At 64.2% G+C, this 20,104-nt stretch carries 15 protein-coding genes; 11 read left to right on the forward strand and 4 right to left on the reverse strand.

The annotated features are described in order from the left end of the window. Positions 1-165 (forward strand): inositol monophosphatase family protein (locus EOA32_RS15545; RefSeq protein ID WP_281014233.1); only part of this gene is annotated, 165 nt, incomplete at its 5' end. 20 nt (positions 166-185) lie between these two features. Here EOA32_RS15545 and EOA32_RS15550 read toward each other — a convergent pair. The 4 genes from EOA32_RS15550 to EOA32_RS15565 all read right to left on the reverse strand — a co-directional run bounded on the left by EOA32_RS15550 (position 186) and on the right by EOA32_RS15565 (position 4,165). Further along, entirely contained in the window at positions 186-1,328 is a 1,143-nt protein-coding gene (locus EOA32_RS15550) for a DegT/DnrJ/EryC1/StrS aminotransferase family protein (RefSeq protein ID WP_128372225.1), read from the reverse strand. A gap of 241 nt (positions 1,329-1,569) precedes the next feature. Further along, the gene (locus EOA32_RS15555) at positions 1,570-2,493 is read right to left on the reverse strand and encodes a carbohydrate kinase (RefSeq protein WP_128372226.1); all 924 of its coding nucleotides are present in this window, start codon (positions 2,491-2,493) and stop codon (positions 1,570-1,572) included. Further along, positions 2,490-2,936, reverse strand: a complete 447-nt coding sequence (locus EOA32_RS15560) for an RbsD/FucU domain-containing protein (protein ID WP_066997799.1) — start codon at positions 2,934-2,936, stop codon at positions 2,490-2,492. Before EOA32_RS15560 ends, EOA32_RS15555 begins: the two co-directional genes overlap by 4 nt. 2 nt (positions 2,937-2,938) lie before the next feature. Further along, positions 2,939-4,165 carry an ROK family transcriptional regulator gene (locus tag EOA32_RS15565; protein ID WP_095781659.1) on the reverse strand — a complete coding sequence of 409 codons (1,227 nt, stop codon included), beginning with the start codon at positions 4,163-4,165 and terminating at the stop codon, positions 2,939-2,941. A 212-nt stretch (positions 4,166-4,377) separates the two neighbouring features. On the opposite strand from EOA32_RS15565, the gene EOA32_RS15570 reads away from it, so the two are divergent. The 10 genes from EOA32_RS15570 to EOA32_RS15615 form a co-directional block, all read left to right on the forward strand. Then, positions 4,378-5,412 (forward strand): sugar ABC transporter substrate-binding protein, encoded by a 1,035-nt coding sequence (locus tag EOA32_RS15570; RefSeq protein ID WP_066998169.1) that lies wholly within the window; start codon positions 4,378-4,380, stop codon positions 5,410-5,412. A 160-nt stretch (positions 5,413-5,572) separates the two neighbouring features. Further along, a complete protein-coding gene (locus EOA32_RS15575) occupies positions 5,573-6,637 on the forward strand; it encodes an ABC transporter permease (protein ID WP_066997793.1) in 1,065 nt (354 codons plus the stop codon). A gap of 2 nt (positions 6,638-6,639) precedes the next feature. Beyond that, positions 6,640-7,422: an ATP-binding cassette domain-containing protein gene (locus EOA32_RS15580; protein ID WP_066997791.1), complete on the forward strand. Its 783-nt coding sequence runs from the start codon at positions 6,640-6,642 to the stop codon at positions 7,420-7,422. Between the two features lie 149 nt (positions 7,423-7,571). Beyond that, the gene (locus tag EOA32_RS15585) at positions 7,572-10,034 is read left to right on the forward strand and encodes a glycogen/starch/alpha-glucan phosphorylase (protein ID WP_128372227.1); all 2,463 of its coding nucleotides are present in this window, start codon (positions 7,572-7,574) and stop codon (positions 10,032-10,034) included. 103 nt (positions 10,035-10,137) lie between these two features. After that, positions 10,138-12,372, forward strand: coding sequence for a 1,4-alpha-glucan branching protein GlgB (gene glgB, locus EOA32_RS15590; protein ID WP_128372228.1), 2,235 nt, complete (start codon positions 10,138-10,140; stop codon positions 12,370-12,372). Between the two features lie 14 nt (positions 12,373-12,386). Then, positions 12,387-13,652 carry a glucose-1-phosphate adenylyltransferase gene (gene glgC, locus EOA32_RS15595; protein ID WP_066997781.1) on the forward strand — a complete coding sequence of 422 codons (1,266 nt, stop codon included), beginning with the start codon at positions 12,387-12,389 and terminating at the stop codon, positions 13,650-13,652. Between the two features lie 66 nt (positions 13,653-13,718). After that, complete coding sequence (glgA, locus tag EOA32_RS15600) at positions 13,719-15,164, forward strand: glycogen synthase GlgA (protein WP_095830390.1); 1,446 nt, start codon at positions 13,719-13,721, stop codon at positions 15,162-15,164. A gap of 3 nt (positions 15,165-15,167) precedes the next feature. Next, complete coding sequence (locus EOA32_RS15605) at positions 15,168-16,796, forward strand: alpha-D-glucose phosphate-specific phosphoglucomutase (RefSeq protein ID WP_066997774.1); 1,629 nt, start codon at positions 15,168-15,170, stop codon at positions 16,794-16,796. A 196-nt stretch (positions 16,797-16,992) separates the two neighbouring features. Continuing rightward, positions 16,993-18,993 carry a glycogen debranching protein GlgX gene (gene glgX / locus EOA32_RS15610; protein WP_128372229.1) on the forward strand — a complete coding sequence of 667 codons (2,001 nt, stop codon included), beginning with the start codon at positions 16,993-16,995 and terminating at the stop codon, positions 18,991-18,993. After that, positions 18,993-20,104: alpha-amylase family glycosyl hydrolase (locus EOA32_RS15615; protein WP_128372230.1), on the forward strand; the 1,112-nt coding region annotated here is incomplete at its 3' end. The genes glgX and EOA32_RS15615, both read left to right, overlap by 1 nt.

The raw sequence follows: 20,104 nt of genomic DNA on the forward strand, positions 1-20,104 counted from the left end.
ATGGAATGGGATACGGCGGCCGGCGATGCGGTGCTGCGCGCCGCCGGCGGCATGACCCGCACGCTGGACGGCCAGCCGCTCCTCTACGGCAAACGCAACCAGGCCACTGACACGGATTTCGCCAACCCGTACTTCATTGCGACGGGGAAGGGCGTGGAGGCTTAATCTCCTCCTGAAGGGGGAGATCAGGCAGCCGCGACCTGCGCCGAGTTGGAGCCGATATAATTGCGGATCGTCTCGATGATCTTGTCCTGGTCGGCTTCGCTGAGATAGGCGTGCATCGGCAGACAGAGGATCTGCTTCGGCAGCTTTTCCGAAACCGCAAGACCGGTCGGCGTGCGCGGATAGTCGCGGTAGGCGATTTGTTCGTGCAGCGGCTTCACGTAATAGATGACCGACGGGATGCCTTTTTCGCCGAGATGCGCCTTCAACCCGTCGCGCTTCGGCGTCTCGATGGCATATTGTGCCCAGGCCGAGCGGCCGTGGCCGAGATTGCGTGATGCCTTGACGATGTCGCCAAGCCCATTGGCGTAACGGTCGGCGACCGCCTGACGGGCCACCATCTCTTCCTCGAGGATGGCGAGCTTCTCGATCAGGATCGCCGCCTGCAGCGTGTCGAGGCGGGAATTGATGCCGACGCGGATGTTGTCGTACTGCGTCTCGCCCTTGCCGTGGAAGGCGAAGGAGCGCAGCTTGTCGGCGAGCGCAGCATCATTGGTGAACATCGCGCCGCCATCGCCGTAGCAGCCGAGCGGCTTGGCCGGATAGAAGCTGGTCGAGCCGACATGGCCGAAGGCGCCGCACATCGTGCCGTCGGCCGAGCCGCCCATCGACTGGGCCGCGTCCTCGATCACCAGCAGGCTCTCGCGCTTTGCGATCGCCATGATCGCCTCGTAGTCGGCGGCAAGTCCGAACAGGTCGACCGGGATGATCGCCTTCGGCTTCAGCCTTCCTTGCTTCTTGATCATGTCGATCGCCGCCTCGAGGCTGGCGATATCGATGTTGTAAGTGTCGGGATCGACGTCGACGAAGACAGGCTCGGCCTTGGCGAGCGCCACCACCTCGGCCGTCGCGGCGAAGGTGAAGCTTGGCACGAACACGGCATCGCCCGGACCGATGCCGGCCGCAAACAGCGGCAGAAGCAGCGCATCGGTGCCGTTGGCGCAGGCCACCACTTGCTTGACGCCGACATAAGCCGCGAGCTTGTTCTCGAATTCTGCGACTTGCGGGCCGAGGATGTAACGGCCGTCTTCGACCACCGTGTCGATCGCGGCCTTCAGCCGGTCGCGGATTCGTTCGCGTTGCGCGCCAAGATCGATGAACTGCATGTCGGCCTCAGATGCTGCCAGTAAACCGGCCCGCTGGTACCAGACTTGCCACGGCTGAAAAAGCCGCCCATATTGCGCAAGTGTCGCAGCCTGTTACCGTTTTTTGCCTGCGCATTGCCAGAAGAAGCCGGAAATCCGGGCTTCCAAGCGTATTCGAAGCGGCTCTTGTCGCGCAGTTCCGGCTCTTCGAAACATAAAGTGATCGCTCGGGCACGGACCGCCGGCGGGACCGGTCAGCCGATCAGGTGATTTCGTGCCGCCATGGCGGGTTGGCGCCGGCCCGAGATACCGTCACGGCGGCCGCCTTGGCGCCAAGCTCCAGCGCGCTGTGGATGGCTTCCTCCGAGAGGCCGCCGATCGCTGCCTTGGTGAGCAGACCCTGCTCGTGCAGCGAGGCAAGGATGCCGGCATTGAAGGTGTCGCCGGCGCCGACGGTGTCGACCACCTTCACCTTCCGCGGCACCACCGTGACCTTGTGCTCCCGGCTGTAGCCGACGGCGCCTTCGCTGCCATGGGTGACGACGATCAGCCTGGGGCCGCGGTCAAGCCAGTTGCGCACGACCTCCTCGTGCGAGCCCGCTTCGCCGAACCAGTTGAGGTCTTCGTCCGACAGTTTGACGATGTCGGCCATCGCCATCATCTCGCGGATGCGCCTCAGATGCTTGGCCTTGTCCGGAATGAAGTTCGGCCGGATGTTGGGGTCGAGCATCATCACCCGGCTGTTGTGCTCGCGCCGCATGAACTCCTCATAGGCCGATCCCGCCGGTTCCGAGATCAGGCTGATCGCGCCGAACAGCATCGCCTCGATCTTGGCGCCGAGCTTCGGCAAGTCCTCGATGGCGAGCATGCGCCCGGCGGTGTTCTCGTCGTAGAACGTATAGGTCGCCTGGCCATCGGTGAGCCGCACGAAGGCGAGCGTGGTCGGCTTGGGCGAGGTGTGCGCATAGGTCGAGCTCACCTTGCTGGCTCCCAGCGCCTCGCGGAGCTGGCCGCCGAACAGGTCGGAGGAGAGACCTGAGAAGAAGCCTGCCGGAGCGCCCAGCCGTCCGAGCGCGACCGCCGTGTTGAACACCGCCCCGCCGACATAAGGCGCGAAGGCCGCTTCGCCTTCCGTCGTCGTGCGCGGCAGCATATCGATCAGGGCTTCGCCACAGCAGAGGATCATTGTGTCTCGGTCTCCGGCGGATGGATCACGCCCTTACGGATGATGATGTTGGCATAAAGCCTGGGTTCGCTGGTCGCGACGATCGCATGCGCGGCCTTGACGCGTGCATAGAAGTCGGCCCCCGCCAGCGCAATCACCTTGTGCCCCGGCGCGCGTTTGGCGCAGACCGCTTCCATCTCGTGATGCACGGGATCGGCGAGCGCCGGATCGCCTTTGACCGAGGCGCGGAATAGGGCCTCCGGCACCGCCTCATCCACCGGCAGCACGCTCAAAACGGCGTCCAGCACCGGAATGACGGCATGGCCGTCGGCGCGGATCAGCCTGCGCGCCTGTTCCTCGGCCGGATAATTGCCGTCGACGATGGCGATCTCGTCGCCATGGCCCATGGCCCTGAGCGTCGCCAGAAGCTGCGGGCCGAGCAGCGACGGAATGCCGATCAGCATGGTCAGGCGCTCCTGGAAATCGTCGTCGGTCCGATCAGGAAGCGTTCGGAAAGCGGCAGGCTGGCGCCGCCAAGCGCCCGCGCATGGATGCCGACCGTTCCTTCGCGTACGACCGGCAGCTTCAGCCCCTCGGCGTCGATACCGGTGATCGCGTCCGTCACCGCATCGACAAGCCTCCGCCGCACGTCGAGCGGCATCCAGCCGTCGATCACCGCGGCCTCGAAATCGATGACCGACGAGGCGGCAACGATCGCATAGGCCAGCGCTTGTGCAGCACTTGCGATCCAGTCGTCGAGCTCGGCGCCGATCTCGCCCCATTCCTGCGGCGAGGTCCACAGATAGGAGCCGTCGATGCCCTTGGCGCTCAGCGCCTTTTCCAGCATGGCGATCGAGGCGACATCGATAAGCTGTGTCGGCTTGCCGTCCGGCCCGGGCACCGGCATCGAACCCAGGGCGCCGGCATTGCCGGTCGGCCCGCCGAACAGGCGGCCGTTGAGCACGATGCCGCCGCCGGCAAAGGCGCCGATATAGAAATAGACGAAGTCGCGCGCCGCGCCTGCCTGGCCGAAGACGAGCTCTGCCCCGCAAGCGGACGTGGCGTCGTTCTGCAGATAGACCGGAAAGTCGCATTGGGACTGGATGTCGGCGCGGATGTCGCGATGGCGCCATTCATCCATGATCTCGCGCGGCGCGCCGGCTGTGTCGGCCCAGCTCCAAAGCTCGAACGGCATGGCGATCCCGAGCCCGGCGATGCGCTTGTCCTGCGCCGGTGTCAGCTCGCCGCGCATTTGTTTGATCCCAGCGCCGACGAACTCCACCGTCTCGCGCGGCGCCGGATAACGATAGGAATTCTGCAGCATCGATCGCACATTGCCGAGGAAGTCGATCAGCACCAGCTCGGCGCTGCGGCGGCCGATCTTGAGACCGATGAAGAAAGCTCCTTCCGGATTGAGCGCCATCGGGATCGACGGCTGGCCGATCTTGCCGCGCAGCGGCGCCTGGCGCACGAGCAGCTTGTCCTCTTCCAGCTCCCGCATGATGACGGATACCGTCTGGGCCGACAGCCCGGTCATGCGCGCGATGTCGGATTTGGCGAGGCTGCCATGCTGGCGCACCAGTGACAGCACCAGCCTTTCATTGTGGTCGCGCATGCCGCTCTGGTTCGTGCCGCGATGCAGCCGGCTCTCCAGAGCCTCGGGCGAACCGTGCCTCGCAATGCCGGTCTCCACCCTGTTCCTCCCGTCGGTTTCCCCACACTGGCTTTTCGTTCAGAATGAGTGAACAGCGCAAGTCTGTCAATAATAAATAAGAGTGATTTAATTATTGACAGATGATGCGGACTGGTGTCTTTTGGGGTGGCGTCCACGCTGGGAAAAATGGTTGGATGCGCTCGAGGCGCCGGGTTGGCCGGCGTCCGGAATGGTTCCATTGGGAGGAAATCGTGACCAAGAAATCGCTGCTGAAGTCCACCGTATTCGCGGCGGCCGGGCTGGGCCTGCTCGCATTCGCCTCGTCCGCATCGGCTGCGGGCGTCGGCGCCTGCCTGATCACCAAGACCGACACCAATCCCTTCTTCGTGAAGATGAAGGAAGGCGCCACCGCCAAGGCCAAGGAACTCGGCGTCGACCTGAAGACCTATGCCGGCAAGATCGATGGCGACAGCGAGAGCCAGGTCGCGGCGATCGAGAGCTGCATCGCCGACGGCGCCAAGGGCATCCTGATCACCGCCTCTGACACCAAGGGCATCGTGCCGACGGTGAAGAAGGCGCGTGACGCCGGCCTGCTGGTGATCGCCCTCGACACCCCGCTCGATCCGATCGACGCTGCCGATGCGACCTTCGCCACCGACAATCTGGAGGCCGGCAAGCTGATCGGCGCCTGGGCCGCCGCCACGCTCGGCGACAAGGCCAAGGACGCCAAGATCGGCTTCCTCGACCTCACTCCCTCCCAGCCGACCGTCGACGTTCTGCGCGACCAGGGCTTCATGATGGGCTACGGCATCGACGTGAAGGATCCCAACAAGATCGGCGACGAGGACGATCCGCGCATCGTCGGCCACGACGTGACCAACGGCAATGAGGAAGGCGGCCGCAAGGCGATGGAGAACCTCCTGCAAAAGGACAACACCATCAACGTCATCCACACCATCAACGAGCCGGCCGCTGTCGGTGCCTACCAGGCGCTCAAGGCCGTCGGTCTGGAAAAGCAGGTGCTGATCGTTTCGGTCGACGGCGGCTGCCCGGGCGTCAAGTCGGTTGCCGAGGGCGTTATCGGCGCCACCTCGCAGCAGTACCCGCTGCAGATGGCGGCGCTCGGCATCGAGGCGATCGCCAAATTTGCCAAGGACGGAACGAAGCCGAAGCCGACCGAAGGGAAGAACTTCTTCGACACCGGCGTCAATCTCGTCACCGACAAGCCAGCCAACGGCGTCAAGTCGATCGACACCAAGGAAGGCCTCGCCAAGTGCTGGGGCTGACGCTCTGACGGTTCACAAAGCTTGCGGCTGGGGGCTTGATCCCCGGCCGCATCGGGTGGACGATGCGCCTTCGTCAAGCGCGGACAATCCTGGCGACAGACCGGAAGAGGCTCGACGGCGCGCGCAGCAATGAGAAGGCTGTGCGCATACGGGAGGATACATGTCTCAGATTCAGGAATTCGAGAAGGTACTTTCGGGCAGCGACTCCAGCGTCGCGGCCTTCGACGAGCACGGCAAGTCGTTCGTCAAGCGCGCCCAGCATTTCCTGCACTCCACGCCGGCGGCGGTGCCGCTGATCGTGCTGGTGCTGTCGGTCATCATCTTTGGCGTTGCCATCGGCGGCCGCTTCTTTTCGTCCTACACGCTGACGCTGATCCTGCAGCAGATCGCTATCGTCGGCATCCTGGGGGCTGCCCAGACGCTGGTCATCCTGACCGCCGGCATCGATCTTTCGATCGGCGTGGTGATGGTCATCTCGGCGGTGGTCATGGGCAACTGCGCCATCACCTATGGCATGCCGACAATCCTGGCCGTGGTGCTTGGGCTTGGCGCAGGCGCGGTTTGCGGCATGCTCAACGGCTTGTTGGTCGCCTATATGAAATTGCCGCCCTTCATCGTGACGCTGGGCACCTGGAACATCGTCATGGCCACCAATTTCATCTACTCGGCCAATGAGACGATCCGCGACGCCGATGTCGACGCTCAGGCGCCGCTGCTGCATCTCTTCGCGCTGAGCTTCAGGGTCGGCTCCGCCGTGCTGACGGCCGGCGTCATCGCCATGGTCCTGTTGGTGCTGCTCTTGTGGTATGTGCTCAACCACACGGCGTGGGGCCGCCATGTCTATGCCGTCGGCGACGACCCGGAAGCGGCGAAACTCTCCGGTATCCAGACCAAGTCTGTGCTGATGGCCGTCTATACGCTTGCCGGTCTGATCGCCGCCTTCGCTGCCTGGGTGTCGATCGGCCGCAACGGCTCGATCTCGCCGTCCGCCGCCGTCACCGACTACAATCTGCAAGCGATCACCGCGACCGTGATCGGGGGCATCTCGCTCTTTGGCGGCCGCGGCTCCATCCTCGGCACGCTGTTCGGCGCCATGATCGTCGGCGTCGTCTCGATGGGCCTCAACATGCTGGGCGCTGACCCGCAATGGAAAGTGCTGCTCACCGGCGTCCTGATTATCGGCGCCGTGGCGATCGACCAGTGGATCAGAAAGGTTTCGGTGTAACCATGACCCAGCAGGCTGTTCTCACCGCGCGCGGTCTGACCAAGCGCTACGGCCGCGTGACCGCGCTCAACAACTGCGACTTCGATCTCTACCCGGGAGAAATCCTGGCCGTGATCGGCGACAACGGCGCCGGTAAGTCGACGCTCATCAAGGCGATCTCCGGCGCCGTGCATCCCGATGAAGGGGTGATTGAGCTGGACGGCAAGCAGGTCCAGTTCAAATCGCCCATCGAGGCCCGCGAGGCGGGGATCGAGACCGTCTACCAGAACCTGGCATTGTCGCCGGCACTGTCGATCGCCGACAACATGTTCCTCGGCCGCGAGATCCGCAAACCGGGTCCGCTCGGCAGTTGGTTCCGCATGCTGGATCGTCCGGCGATGGAAAAGCGCGCCCGTGACAAGCTGACCGAACTCGGCCTGATGACCATCCAGAACATCAGCCAGGCGGTGGAGACGCTCTCGGGCGGCCAGCGCCAGGGCGTCGCCGTGGCTCGCGCCGCCGCCTTCGGATCGAAGGTGGTGATCATGGACGAACCGACGGCGGCGCTCGGCGTCAAGGAAAGCCGCCGCGTCCTCGAGCTAATCCTCGACGTCAAGAAGCGCGGCCTGCCGATCGTGCTCATCTCGCACAACATGCCGCATGTCTTCGAGGTCGCCGATCGCATCCACATCCACCGGCTTGGACGGCGTCTATGCGTCGTCGATCCGAAGCAGATTTCAATGTCGGATGCCGTCGCGCTCATGACCGGCGCCAAGAAGCCGCCGGAGGACGCGCTGGCGGCCTGATCTCCGCTCCACCATGGTAATTGGCCGCAGGTGCATCGGATGGACACTCCGTCCTAAATCGATTTAACATTATATGCTGCAGCGCGGCAAACTGGGGTAGGAGAAACGGTGAAAGCCGCTATGATCAGGCCAACCGAACGAGAGGCGACATGAAGCCCGCCATGACGATCGAAGCCCCCGCTCTCGACCACCCCGATCCCAGGACGCTCGCCGAAGAAGTCCTGATGTCGCTCAAATACCGGGTCGGCAAGGACACCACCGTCGCAACGCCCTACGACTGGCTGACCGCCTCGATCAAGGTGGTGCGCGACCGCGTCGTCGATCACTGGATCCAGGCGACCAAGGAAGCCTACGACCAGCAGGAAAAGCGCGTTTACTATCTCTCGCTCGAATTCCTGATCGGGCGCCTGATGCGCGACGCCTTCTCCAATCTCGGCCTGATGGAGAACATGCGTGAGGCGCTGGCTTCGCTCGGCGTGGATCTCGACCTCATCGCCGGCCTTGAACCGGACGCAGCCCTAGGCAATGGCGGCCTCGGCCGGCTCGCCGCCTGCTTCATGGAAAGCATGGCCACGGTCGATATCCCCGCCCACGGCTACGGCATCCGCTACGCCAACGGCATGTTCCGGCAGGAGATTCATGACGGCTGGCAGGTCGAGCTGCCGGAAACCTGGCTCGACCATGGCAACCCATGGGAGTTCGAGCGGCGCGAACGTTCCTTCGAGGTCGGCTTCGGCGGTTCGGTGGAATCGATCACCTCAAAGGACGGCCGCCTGGAGCGCCATGTCTGGAGGCCCAACGAGCATGTGCTGGCGGTCGCTTATGACACGCCGGTCGCGGGCTGGCGCGCCAAGCGCGTCAACACGCTGCGGCTGTGGTCCGGCATGCCGATCGACCCGATTCTGCTCGACAAGTTCAATGCCGGCGACCACATCGGCGCGCTCGCCGAAAGCAACAAGGCCGACGCGCTGTCGCGCGTTCTCTATCCGGCCGACTCGCACATGGCCGGGCAGGAGCTCCGGCTGCGCCAGGAATATTTCTTCTCGACTGCTTCGCTGCAGGACATCGTCCAGCGCCACCTCAGCCAGTACGGCGACCTGAAGTCGCTGCCCGACAAGGCCGCGATCCACCTGAACGACACCCATCCGGCCGTCGCCGTGCCGGAGCTGATGCGGCTTCTGATGGACGTCCACGGCATGGATTTCGACCTTGCCTGGGACATCACCAAGCGCACCTTCGCCTACACCAACCACACGCTGCTGCCGGAGGCGTTGGAAAGCTGGCCGGTGCCGCTGTTCGAGCGTCTGTTGCCGCGCCACATGCAGATCGTCTACGCCATCAATGCCCAGGTTCTCCTGGAGGCGCGGGCCACCGGAAAATTCTCGGGCGAGCAGATCGCCCGCATCTCGCTGATCCAGGAAAATGGCGACCGCCGCGTGCGCATGGGCAACCTCGCTTTCGTCGGCTCGCATTCGATCAACGGCGTCTCGGCGCTGCACACCGATCTGATGAAGGAGACGGTGTTTGCCGATCTCCACAAGCTCTATCCCGACCGCATCAACAACAAGACCAACGGCATCACGCCCAGGCGCTGGCTGATCCAGTGCAATCCGGGCCTGACCGCGCTTGCCCGCGAAGCGATCGGGAACCGCTTCATGGACGACATCGAAGCGATCAAGGATCTCGATCCTCTTGCCGGCGACGCCGCCTTCCGCGAGAAGTTTGCCGCCGTGAAGCGCCAGAACAAGGTGAGGCTTGCAAACCTAGTCGCCGACCGGCTCGGCATCAGGCTCGATCCTTCGGCGCTGTTCGACATCCAGGTCAAGCGCATCCACGAATACAAGCGCCAATTGCTCAATATTCTGGAGGCGATCGCGCTCTACGACCAGATCCGCTCGCATCCCGAGCGGGACTGGATGCCGCGGGTTAAATTCTTCGGCGGCAAGGCGGCGCCGAGCTACCACAACGCCAAGCTCATCATCAAACTGGCCAACGACGTCGCCCGGGTAATCAACGGCGATCCCTCGACGCGCGGCCTGCTCAAGGTTGTGTTTGTCCCGAACTACAATGTCAGCCTCGCCGAGGTAATGATGCCGGCGGCCGATCTTTCCGAGCAGATCTCGACCGCCGGCATGGAGGCTTCCGGCACCGGCAACATGAAGTTTGCCCTCAACGGCGCCTTGACCATCGGCACGCTCGACGGCGCCAATGTCGAGATCAAGGAGCGCGTCGGCGACGACAACATCTTCATCTTCGGCCTCACCACCGCCGAGGTCGCCGAACGCCGCGACAACGGCTACAATCCGCGCGGCGTGATCGCGTCCTCGCCGGAGTTGTCGCAGGCGGTGTCGGCGATCTCCTCCGGCGTCTTCTCGCCTGACGATCCCAACCGTTACCGCGACCTCATGAACGGCCTTTATCAGAGCGACTGGTTCATGGTGGCGGCCGATTTCGACTCCTACGCCGCCTGCCAGCGCGAGGTCGACGATGTCTGGCGCAACAGTCCAGACTGGTACGCGCGCGCCATCCGCAATGTCGCCCGCGTCGGCTGGTTCTCGTCCGATCGCACCATTCGCCAATACGCGAAAGAAATCTGGAACGTACCTGTCTGATGTGATTGCATGAGGCCGCCGACAACGTGGACGTGCATGTCGCCCAAAAATGCCTAGCCGTTTTGGGCCAACATATCCACAAACCAGGGAGGGACGCCGCCTGATGAGGAAGCCGCGCGCGACCGCTGCACCAAGCGGGCCGGACGGACTGGCGCCAGCCGGCGATGTCGCGGCCATTGTCGCCGGAACGCATGGCGATCCCTTTGCCATTCTGGGTGTGCACGCGGCCGGCAAGGGCTTTGTCGCTCGCTGCTTCGTGCCCAATGCCGAATTCGTCACCGCCTATACGCTCACCGGCAAGGAAGCCGGGGAACTCGTGCGCAGCAACGATACCGGCTTCTTCGAGGGCAAGCTGTCGATCCGCAAGCGTCAGCCGCTGCGCTATCACGCGAGGAATGCCGGCGGCGACTGGTGGCTGACCGACCCTTATTCCTTCGGCCCGGTGCTAGGCCCGATGGACGACTACTACATGGCGGAGGGCTCGCACCTGAGGCTCTTCGACAAGCTCGGCGCCCATATCATCGAGCATGAAAGCGCCACCGGCGTGCATTTCGCGGTATGGGCGCCCAACGCCCGGCGCGTCTCGGTGGTCGGCGCCTTCAACGACTGGGACGGCCGCCGGCACACCATGCGCGACCGCAAGGACACCGGTATCTGGGAGCTGTTCATTCCGGACCTCGGCGCCGGCCAGCCTTACAAGTTCGAGATCATCGGTCCCGACGGCGTGCGCCTGCCCCTCAAGGCCGATCCGTTCGCCTTCGAGTCCGAGCTGCGCCCGGCGACCGCTTCGGTGACGGCGCCGCCGATGGCGCATCAATGGGGCGACGAGGCCCATCGCAGCTTCTGGCAAAAGGCCGATCCGCGGCGCGAGGCGATCTCGATCTACGAGGTCCATGCCGGCTCGTGGCAGCGCCGCGATGACGGCACCTTTCTCAGCTGGGACGAGCTCGCCGCGCAGCTTATTCCTTACGTGGTCGAAACCGGCTTCACCCATATCGAGTTCCTGCCGATCTCGGAGCACCCCTACGATCCGTCCTGGGGCTACCAGACGACCGGCCTTTATGCGCCGACCGCGCGCTTCGGCGACCCCGACGGCTTCGCCCGCTTCGTCGACGGCGCGCATCGTGCCGGCGTCGGCGTCATCCTCGACTGGGTGCCGGCGCATTTCCCCGTCGACGAGCATGGGCTGGTGAAGTTCGACGGCACCGCGCTCTACGAGCATGCCGACCCGCGCCAGGGTTTTCACCCCGACTGGAATACCGCCATCTACAATTTCGGCCGCCGCGAGGTGGTGTCGTTCCTCGTCAACAACGCGCTGTTCTGGGCCGAAAAATACCATGTCGACGGTTTGCGCGTCGACGCTGTCGCCTCGATGCTCTACCTCGATTATTCGCGCAGGTCGGGCGAGTGGATTCCCAACGAGAAAGGTGGGCGCGAGAATTTGCAGGCGGTCAGCTTCCTGCAGAAGATGAACAAGGAGCTTTACGGCCATCATCCCTGGGTGATGACGATCGCCGAAGAATCGACCTCATGGCCGAAGGTATCGCAGCCGGTGCATGAAGGCGGGCTCGGCTTCGGCTTCAAATGGAACATGGGCTTCATGCACGACACGCTGGAGTATTTCTCCAAGGAGCCGATCTACCGCAAGCACCATCACAACGACATCACCTTCGGCCTGGTCTACGCTTTTTCCGAGAATTTCGTGCTGCCGCTCTCTCATGACGAGGTCGTGCACGGCAAGGGCACGCTGCTCCACAAGATGGCAGGCGACGACTGGCAGAAATTCGCCACTCTGCGCGCCTACTACGCCTTCATGTGGGGTTATCCCGGCAAGAAGCTCCTGTTCATGGGCCAGGAATTCGCCCAGCGCCGCGAGTGGAGCGAGGAACGCGCGCTCGACTGGAATCTGCTGGAGCACGCCCCGCACCGCGGCGTCCGGCAGGCGGTGCGGGACTTGAACTACCTCTATCGTTCGCGCCCGGCGCTGCATGCGCGCGACTGCGAGCCGGAAGGCTTCTCCTGGCTGATCGTCGACGATCGCGACAATTCGGTCTTTGCCTGGCTGCGCAGCGCGCCGGACGGCAACCCGATCGCCGTCATTTCCAACTTCACGCCGGTGCCGCGCGAGAACTATCGCGTGCCGCTGCCGAAGGCGGGCGAGTGGCGCGAGATCATCAACACTGACGCCGCCGAGTATGGCGGCTCCGGCACGGGCAATGGCGGCATGATCGTGGCGAGCAGGGAAGGGGGCGGCACGTCGGCGACGATGCTCTTGCCGCCGCTGTCGACGATCATGCTGGAATTCGTCGCGGACGAAGCAAAGGTCCGGACAGCTTAGGAGGGAGGCAAACGATGGCAGAGATCAAGAGAACCCAGCCGCTGGCGCGCGATGCCATGGCCTATGTGCTGGCCGGCGGCCGCGGCAGCCGCCTCAAGGAGCTGACCGACCGGCGCGCCAAGCCCGCCGTCTATTTCGGCGGCAAGACGCGCATCATCGATTTTGCGCTGTCCAATGCGCTCAACTCCGGCATTCGCCGTCTCGGCGTCGCCACCCAATACAAGGCGCACTCGCTGATCCGCCACCTGCAGCGTGGCTGGAACTTCCTGCGCCCCGAACGAAACGAGAGCTTCGACATCCTGCCCGCCTCGCAGCGCGTCTCGGAAACGCAGTGGTACGAGGGCACGGCGGATGCGGTCTACCAGAACATCGATATCATCGAGGCCTATGGCCCCGAATACATGGTCATCCTAGCCGGCGACCACATCTACAAGATGGATTACGAGCTGATGCTGCGCCAGCACGTCGATGCCGGCGCCGATGTCACCGTCGGCTGCCTCGAAGTGCCGCGCATGGAGGCGACCGGCTTCGGCGTCATGCATGTCGACAAGAAGGACACCATCATCTCCTTCATCGAGAAACCCGCCGACCCGCCCGGCATACCGGACAAGCCGGACCATGCGCTGGCCTCGATGGGCATCTATGTCTTCAAGACCAAGTTCCTGATGGAGCAGTTGCGCCGCGACGCGGCCGAGCCAGGATCCAGCCGCGACTTCGGCAAGGACATCATCCCCTACATCGTCCAGCACGGTAAGGCGATCGCCCACCGCTTCGCCAAATCCTGCGTCCGCTCCTCGCACGAGTCGGAGCCTTACTGGCGCGACGTCGGGACGGTGGACGCCTATTGGGAAGCCAATATCGACCTGACCGATGTCACGCCCGAACTCGATCTCTACGACCGGGATTGGCCGATCTGGACCTATGCCGAATTGAAGCCGCCGGCCAAATTCGTGCATGACGAGGACGGCCGTCGCGGCGAGGCGATCTCCTCGCTGGTGTCCGGCGACTGCATCGTTTCCGGCGCATCGCTGCGCCGCAGCCTGATCTTCACCGGCGCGCGCATCAATTCCTATTCGAAGCTCGAGGAAGTGGTGATGCTGCCCGACGTTCAGGTTGGGCGCAACGCGCGCCTCAAGCGCGTCGTCATCGACCATGGCGTCCACATCCCGGAGGGACTGGTGGTCGGCGAGGATGCGGCACTCGACGCCAAGCGCTTCCGCGTTTCGGAAAAGGGCATATGCCTGATCACTCAGGATATGATCAACAAGCTGTCAACCTGATAGGGTTGATCGGCAAGTTGTCAGCCTGATCAACAAGCTGTCACTTTAGCCGTGGATCTTAGGCGCATGCAGGTTCTGTCCGTCACGCCCGAAATCTTCCCGCTGATCAAGACCGGCGGGCTTGCCGACGTGACCGGTGCCCTGCCGATCGCGCTCGCCAGCAAGGGCGTGGCGATGCGCACGCTCATCCCCGGCTACCCGGTGGTGATGGACGCCTTCAAGAAAAAGAAGGCCGTCTACCAGTACCCGCTGCTGCAGGGCGGCAAGGCTTCGGTTCATGCGGTCAAGATCGGCGAGCTCGAGCTCTTCGTGCTCGACGCGCCGCATCTTTTCGACCGCCAGGGCGGGCCCTATGGTACCGCCTCCGGCTCCGACTGGCCCGACAACTGGCGGCGCTTCGCGGCGCTGAGCCAGGTCGGCGGCGACATCGCCGGCGGCGCGATCTCCGGCTACCAGCCAGATATCGTGCATGCCCATGACTGGCAGTCGGCAATGACGCTCGCCTATATGCGCTACGGCAACGCGATCGGCGTGCCGTCGCTGATCACCGTGCACAACCTTGCTTTTCAGGGACAGTTCGGCTCCGGCATTTTCGGCGAGCTCGGCCTGCCGGGCGTGGCGATGCAGCTCGATGGCGTCGAATACTATGGCGGCGTCGGCTTCCTCAAGGCCGGCCTGCAGGCCGCCTGGGCGATCACCACGGTGAGCCCGACCTACGCGCAGGAAATCCGCTCGCCGGAATTCGGCATGGGCCTCGACGGCCTGATCAACATGCGCGCCGTCGACCTCTACGGCATCGTCAACGGCATCGATGTCGACATCTGGAACCCGGCGACCGACAAGCACCTGGTAGCCAACTACTCGGCCGAGACGCTGGAAGCGCGCGCCCTGAACCGCAAGGCCGTGGAGGACCGTTTCAGTCTCGAGCCTGACGACAGCCCGATCGTCTGCGTGGTCAGCCGTCTGACCTGGCAGAAGGGCATGGACATATTGGCCGCGGTCGTCGACGGCATCGTTCAGCGCGGAGCACGGCTGGCGGTTCTGGGCTCGGGCGATGCCGGCCTCGAAGGCTCGCTGCTCGCCGCGGCCGCGCGGCATCGCGGCCGCGTCGGCGTCGTCATCGGCTATGACGAGGCGCTCTCCCACATCATGCAGGGCGGTTGCGACGCCATCGTCATCCCTTCACGCTTCGAGCCCTGCGGCCTGACCCAGCTCTATGGATTGCGCTATGGCTGCGTGCCGGTCGTCGCCCGCACCGGCGGCCTCGCCGACACCATCATCGACGCCAACGAGGCGGCACTTTCGGCCGGCGTCGCCACCGGTTTCCAATTCGCGCCGAACAATGGCGGCGCCCTCCTGCACGCCATCCGTCGCCTGGTCGAAGCGCATGCCAGACCAGCCGCCTGGGCCTCGCTCCAGCGCCAGGGCATGAAGGCCGACGTTTCCTGGGACAAGAGCGCCGAGAAATATGTCGAACTCTATCGCTTGCTGCTTTCAAAAAGGGCTGCCTGAAGCATGATACGGACCGTCCCCACCAAACCCTATACCGACCAGAAGCCCGGCACCTCCGGCCTGCGCAAGAAGGTGCCTGTCTTCCAGCAGGAGCACTATGCCGAGAACTTCATCCAGTCGATCTTCGACGCTCTGGAGGGTTTTCAGGGCAAGACGCTGGTGATCGGCGGCGACGGCCGTTTCTACAACCGCGAGGTCATCCAGACGGCCATCGCCATGGCCGCTGCGAACGGCTTCGGCAAGGTGATGGTCGGGCAGGGCGGCATCCTGTCGACGCCAGCCGCGTCCAACATCATCCGCAAATACAAGACCTTTGGCGGCATCATCCTGTCGGCCAGCCACAATCCGGGTGGCCCGCACGAGGACTTCGGCATCAAATACAATGCCGGCAACGGCGGCCCTGCGCCGGAGAAGATCACCGACGCGATCTTCGAAAAGACCAAGACGATCTCGAGCTTCAAGATCGCCGACATCGGCACCGTCGACATCGACACGATCGGCACCTTCCAAGCCGGCGGCATGACGGTCGAGGTGTTCGACCCGGTCAAGGACTATGCCGAGCTGATGGAGAGCCTGTTCGACTTCGACGCCATCCGCGCCAATTTCAAATATGGCTTCCGCATGCGCTTCGACGCCATGCACGCGGTGACCGGCCCCTATGCCAAGGAGATCCTCGAGCGTAGGCTCGGCGCCCCGAACGGGACCTGCCGCAATTTCAAGCCGCTGCCCGATTTCGGCGGCCATCACCCCGATCCGAACCTGGTCCATGCCAAACATCTCTATGACGAGATGATGGGGCCGGACGCGCCGGATTTCGGCGCCGCTTCCGACGGTGACGGCGACCGCAACCTGATCATCGGCAAGGGCATCTTCGTAACGCCCTCGGATTCGGTGGCGATGCTGGCCGCCAACGCGCATCTGGCGCCCGGCTACAAGGAAGGCCTGAAGGGCATCGCCCGCTCGATGCCGACCAGCGGAGCGGCCGATCGCGTCGCCGAGAAGCTCGGCGTCGGCATCTACGAGACGCCGACCGGCTGGAAGTTTTTCGGCAATCTGCTCGACGCCGGCATGGCGACGATCTGCGGCGAGGAAAGCGCCGGCACCGGTTCTAACCATGTGCGCGAGAAGGACGGGCTGTGGGCCGTGCTTCTGTGGCTCAACATCCTCGCCGTGCGGGGCGAGAGCTGCAAGGACATCGTCACCAAGCACTGGGAAACCTACGGCCGCAACTATTATTCGCGCCACGACTATGAGGAGGTCGAGACAGACCGCGCCAACGCACTGGTCGACGAATTGCGCGCCAAGCTCGGCTCGCTGCCCGGCACCAGCGTGCGCGGCATGAAGATCGCCAGCGCCGACGACTTCGCCTATCACGACCCGGTCGACGGCTCGGTGAGCAAGAACCAGGGCATCAGGATCCTGTTCGAGGGCGGCTCGCGCGTCGTGTTCCGGCTCTCCGGCACCGGCACTTCCGGCGCCACGCTGCGCGTCTATATCGAGCGTTACGAGCCCGACAAGGCGAGGCATGACCTCGACACGCAGGAAGCGCTCGCCGACCTCATCGCCGCCGCCGACGACATCGCCGGCATCAAGAGCCACACCGGTCGCAACAAGCCGAGCGTGATTACTTGAAAATGGTGAGGATTTCCCCTTCTCCCCTTGTGGGAGAAGGTGGCCGAGCGAAGTTCGGACGGTTGAGGGGTGCTCCAGCTTGGCGCAAACCCGTGTCCAGAACATCGACGCCTCATTCCTTCCAACGCCCCTCATCCGTCTCGGCGCTGCGCGCCGATCCACCTTCTCCCACAAGGGGAGAAGGGAAGAGGCCCGCATGACCCTCGGCGCCAGCATCACTCCCGAAGGCATCCGCTTTGCCGTTTGCTCCTCATCGGCCAGACGTCTTTGGGTCTCGCTCTTCGACGACAGCGGCGCGCGCGAGATCGACCGGCTGGAACTCAACCCGGAAGGCGAGGGCGTGCATGCACTCCTTGTCCCCGGCCTTGGGAACGACACGCGTTACGGTTTTCGCGCCGACGGCGACTATGCGCCGGAGCGCGGCCTCTGGTTCGATCCGAACAAGCTTCTCATCGATCCGTATGCCGTCGAGGTCGATCGTCCATACCAATATCACTGGAGGCTGGCCGCCAAACGCAATGAAGGCGCCGACACGTCCTCGCTCATGCCAAAGGCAATTGCGCATTCCCTGCCCAAACCGCAGCCGCCCCAGCCGCCGCTGTTCCGGCCCGGCGGCCTGATTTACGAACTCAACGTCCGCTCCTTCACCAGGCTGCATCCGGACGTCCCCGAGGCCCAGCGCGGCACCATCGCGGCGCTTGCCCATCCGGCTGTCGTCGAGCATCTGAAGCGTCTCGGCGTTTCCGCCGTCGAGTTGATGCCGATCACGGCCTCGATCGACGAGCGCCATTTGCCGCCGCTGGGGCTGAACAATGCCTGGGGCTACAACCCCGTCACCTTCATGGCGCTCGATCCCCGCCTGGCTCCGGACGGCCTGAGCGAATTGCGCGATACCGTCGCGGCGCTGCGTGAAGCGGGTATCGGCACGATCCTCGACCTCGTATTCAACCACACCGGCGAAAGCGACCGGCTCGGGCCGACACTGTCGCTGCGCGGCCTCGACGCCCGGACCTATTACCGGCACATGCCGGACGGCCGACTGGCCAATGACACCGGCACCGGCAACACCGTCGCCTGCGACCACCCGGTCGTGCAGAGGATGGTGCTCGATACGCTGCGCCATTTCGTCCGCCATGCCGGCGTCGACGGCTTCCGCTTCGATCTAGCGCCGGTGCTCGGCCGCGTTGACGGCACGTTCGATCCGGAGGCGCCGCTTCTCGAAGCCATCGCCGGCGACCCCGTGCTCGCCGACCGCGTGCTGATCGCCGAGCCATGGGATATTGGCGCGACGGGCTACCAACTCGGCAATTTCCGGCCGCCATACCTTGAATGGAACGACCGCTATCGCGATGACGTCCGGCGCTTTTGGCGCGGCGACGCGGGCGCGATCGGCGCTTTAGCCACGCGGCTTGCCGGTTCCTCCGATGTGTTCGGCGGGGCGGGGCAGCCGGTGAGCCGCAGCGTCAATTTCATCGCCGCGCATGACGGCATGACGCTGGCCGACATCGTTGCCTATGAGAAGAAGCACAATGCGGCCAATGGCGAGCACAATCGCGACGGCCACAATGACAATCTGTCGTGGAACAGCGGTGTCGAGGGCGAGACGGATGACGCCGAAATCGCCAAGGCCCGCTTCGATGACCAGCGCGCGCTGCTTGCGACGCTCTTTGCCTCGCGCGGCACCATCATGCTGACCGCCGGCGACGAGTTCGGCCGCACACAGAAGGGCAACAACAACGCCTATGCGCAGGACAACGCCATCACCTGGCTCGACTGGGCCGGCCGCGACCGGGCGCTGGAGCGGTACACAGCAGCGCTTGCGCAACTGCGCCGTGCCTTTCCACCGTTATCCGACACGAATTTCCTGACCGGCAAAGCTGCAGACGGAATGGAAATCCCGGACGTCGAGTGGTTGACCGAGACCGGCGCACCGCTCGGCGAGGCCGATTGGAACGATCCCGGCCGTCACCGCCTCGTCATGATCCTCGGCGATAGCCATCGCGGTCGCCTTGCCGTCATGGTCAATGGCGACCGCCGCCAATGCGTCTTCTCCTTGCCGCTGCGACATGGCTACGAGTGGCGTCCGGCGATCGACACGCGGGCGATCGACCTTGCGCGGCCGCTGCCCGGCCGCACCGTCAATTTCATGATCGAGCGCAGGGCGGCCGGAAAGGCCCATGCCGGGAAGGGTTCGTAATGGCTGGTGACAATGCCGAATGGTGGCGCGGCTGCGTGATCTACCAGATCTATCCGCGCTCCTTCCAGGATACGACCGGCGACGGCAGCGGCGATCTCAAGGGAATAACGTCGCGTCTTGCCCATGTCGCTTCGCTCGGCGTCGACGCCGTCTGGCTCTCGCCCTTCTTCAAGTCGCCGATGGCCGACATGGGCTATGACGTGTCGGACTATCGCGATGTCGATCCGATGTTCGGCACACTGGAGGATTTCGACGCGCTGGTCGCCGAGGCGCACCGGCTCGGCCTCAAGCTCATCATCGACCAGGTGATCTCGCATTCGTCCGACAAGCACGAATGGTTTGTCGAGAGCCGCGCCAGCCGCGACAACGCCAAGGCGGACTGGTATGTCTGGGCCGACGCCAAGCCGGATGGCAGCGCGCCCAACAACTGGCAATCGCTGTTCGGCGGGCCGGCCTGGGAGTGGGACGCCACCCGCCGGCAATACTACATGCACAATTTTCTCGCCTCGCAGCCGGATCTGAATTTCCACAATCCGGAGGTGCAGGATGCGGTCCTTGACACCGTGCGCTTCTGGCTGGAGCGCGGCGTTGACGGGTTCCGGCTGGATACCGTGAACTACTACGTCCACGACCGCTGGCTGCGCGACAACCCGCCGCTGGCTTCAAGCGTCGCCGGCACCAACGTCGCCACCACCACCTACGCCTTCCAGGAGCATCTCTTCGACAAGACGCGCCCCGAGAATCTCGATTTCCTGAAGCGCTTGCGCGTGTTGCTCGACGAATATCCGGACCGTGCCGCCGTCGGCGAAGTGGGCGACGAGGAGCGCTCGCTGCAGACGCTCGCCGCCTACACCTCCGGCGGCGACAAATTGCAGATGTGCTACACTTTCGACCTGCTCGGCCCGCAATTCTCGGCCGCCCATGTGCGCGGCTGCGTCGAGGCGTTCGAGAACGCGGTTGCCGACGGCTGGGTCTGCTGGGCCTTCTCCAACCACGACGTCATGCGCCATGTCAGCCGCTGGACGCAGCCCGGCGAAAATCCTGATGCGGTAGCGAAATTCGCGATCGCGCTGCTGTCCTGCTTGCGCGGCTCGATCTGCCTCTACCAGGG

Source organism: Mesorhizobium sp. M1A.F.Ca.ET.072.01.1.1 (assembly GCF_004023325.1).
Taxonomy (GTDB): domain Bacteria; phylum Pseudomonadota; class Alphaproteobacteria; order Rhizobiales; family Rhizobiaceae; genus Mesorhizobium.